Origin of the sequence: Ohtaekwangia sp. (assembly GCF_036786105.1) — a bacterium.
Classification (GTDB): domain Bacteria; phylum Bacteroidota; class Bacteroidia; order Cytophagales; family Cyclobacteriaceae; genus Ohtaekwangia.
In genome coordinates, this window is sequence record NZ_DAIQRQ010000036.1 from 1 (window position 1) to 2,928 (window position 2,928).

General features: G+C 43.0%; 2 protein-coding genes. Both read left to right on the top strand.

The annotated features are described in order from the left end of the window. Positions 1-995 (top strand): glycan-binding surface protein (locus tag V7Q33_RS14865; RefSeq protein WP_333820330.1); only part of this gene is annotated, 995 nt, incomplete at its 5' end. 341 nt (positions 996-1,336) lie between these two features. Further along, positions 1,337-2,803, top strand: a complete 1,467-nt coding sequence (locus tag V7Q33_RS14870; RefSeq protein ID WP_333820331.1) for a cellulase family glycosylhydrolase — start codon at positions 1,337-1,339, stop codon at positions 2,801-2,803. Positions 2,804-2,928 lie beyond the last annotated feature (125 nt).

Below are 2,928 nucleotides of genomic sequence, written 5' to 3' on the forward strand. Positions count from 1 at the left end.
ACTCAAGTGCGATCGTACAAGTGCCCGCTGATTTATCCGGTGGTGATGCTTCACTCGTCAATACGATCAGCTATACTACAACAATTGGAACTGGAAACTTTTCGATAAGAATAGTAGGCCCCCCTATAATAACCAACGTTTCGCATGAGATTCCCAAGGAAGGTGAAGTGGTTTATCTGTATGGATTTAATTTTGTTTCCGTTGAAAGCATAACGTTTGCCGGAGCAACTATTTCAAACTTCGAAGAATCCGAAGGTGGAGATTCGGTAAAGTTTACAGCGCCTATGCTAACAGGAAGCGGACCTGTAACAATTGTTACACCAGGCGGAACATTCACCACGGCTTTCAAAGTAAATGATATAGCCTCCATCAATGCCGGCGGTACAGGCATTTTAGGTAATATGGAGTGGGGTGATTATTTCGGCTGGCAATGGTGGGGAGGCTCTGTAGGGCTTTGGAGTTCTGATCCTAATACAACGGGCTGGCCTCCCTATAATGCTGATTATGGAATTGGAACCGGGCAGTACATTACATATACAAGCCCTGCATTAAAGGCCGGAGAAGGCTCGGATGGCAATGCTATTCGCCTTGGTGAATATACATGGGTGCCTGCAGCAAATCTTGACGATTCAGGCGACAAATGGGCCTTCAAATTTGAAATGAATGTTAAAAACGCCTGGAAAGGAGGTACGCTTTGTATCAGAACCGACAAAGGTAGCTATCTGGCGCTATATGAACCCTGGAAAATATCAGCGAAACAATCGGTTAACTTTACCACGGATGGATGGCAAACCGTAACAATTCCGTTATCGACATTCCGCCTCAAGGATGCTACCCAGGGTGACGGCAAAGGTGCTTCCATAACGAAAGTTGGCGACTTGTTTAATGCAGGTACCTCCAAGAGCTATCTGACAATTTACCTGCAGAACTTCGGCACAGCAACAACTACAAGTATTGAAGCCGCTTTCGATAACTTCAGAGTGGTGAAAAGATAAAATGGTAAATAAAGACCTGCGGGCCTCCGATTTACAACGGAAGATATTCCGCAGGTCTTTTTTACTTTAAGTTGAATAAATTCAGTCAAAGAATATTAAAATGGAACATCGTGCCAGCATTGCTTTTGATACGCATTGTTATTACAGAATGTGATGATTATTCCGAAACTTAACACACAAGATTTTATTATAGCCGGGACTTGCGAGACTATTATTTATTTATCTAACTAAACTATAAAAAATTATTTTTAGAGACGAGGACTATCAAGACAGATAAGAATTACAACCAGCAAAAGCCCCAGATTGATAAAAACAATTCACATCACAAATTAAAACTATCAATGAAAATCATCAGCTTTTTTAAAATTTCGTTACTACTGACGACAATTATATTTTTTACATCCTGTAAAAAGGACGATGTAACACCTGAACTGACGGTAACTCCGCTGCAGCTTTCGCTCAACCCTGAAGGGGATACGTCAGAATTTTCCATCGTTGCTAACAGCAGCTGGACTATCTCGAATGCTGCTGATGCGTGGTTGAAGGTAAGCCAGGTAAACGGTAACAGCGGCAGTACCAGTATTCAGATTATTGTAAATAAAAATGGCACGGGTAGTGCACGTTCTACGGTGTTGGAAGTTAACGCAACCAACGGTCAGGGTAGACGCGTTACGGTAACTCAGAAGCCAACTATATATCCAACGTATAACACCTCGCCTAAGGCACCCGATGCAACGGGCATGAGCAGCAATGCTGTTGAGCTGGCAGCAAAAATGAAATTGGGCTGGAATATAGGGAACACCTTTGAAGCTCCTGGAGGAGAAACCGGCTGGGGCAGTCCTGTGATTACCGAAGACTATATAAAGTTTGTAAAGGCGAACGGATTTAATGCCATCCGTATTCCTTGTGCATGGAGTTGGCATCACCTGGACAATGAAACGACCGCACACATTGATCAGAATTGGATGAACCGCGTAAAAGAAGTAGTAGGATATTGTGTTAACAACGACATGTATGTATTACTAAACATCCATTGGGATGGTGGCTGGCTGGAAAATAATATCACGGAGAAAAAACAGGACTCTGTGAGTGCCAAGCAAAGAGCCTTGTGGGAACAGATTGCCACGGCTATGCGTGACTTCGATGAGCATTTGATGTTTGCCAGCGCCAATGAGCCGAATGCTGGTGATGCTACGGCAATGAAAGTATTGGCAGAATATCATCAGACGTTTATTGATGCGGTTCGTTCTACCGGTGGAAGAAATACCTATCGCGTGCTCGTTATACAAGGACCTTCTACAAACATGTCCCTGACACCAGATCTAATGAGCACACTTCCTCAGGACCCGACAGCAAATCGCCTGATGGTTGAAGTACATAATTATAATCCATCGCAGTTTTGTTTCCTGCCTGAAGACGCAGATTGGGGTAAAATGGCTTATTACTGGGGCAAAGATTATCAGTCTACAATCGAGCCGGAGCGCAACTTTTTAGATTCATGGACCTATGGAAATGAAGCTGCCCTGCTTAGTGACTTCACAAAAATGAAAACGAAATTTATTGATAAAGGTATTCCTGTAATAATAGGTGAATATGGAGCCTATAAACGGGATGGCAGTAACCATGTTCCTAAGGACCTGGAAACACACCACAATGCTGTTGACTACTGGATCACGTATTCAACCAAACTCGCCAAGACTACGGGTGCAATCCCATTCTGGTGGGATACAGGTGGTGCGCTGGACAGATCAAAGCTTACAGTAACAGATCAACGTACGATTGATGCAATCTTGGCCGGCGCCAAGTAAATTTTAAATCGCTTATCCATAAGTGAGAAAGCAAAGACTGCAGGTATATATGCATAAGATATAACCTGCAGTTTTCTTTTGTCAGAAATAGACATTCATGCTAAAGAATATACGACTAGTACACT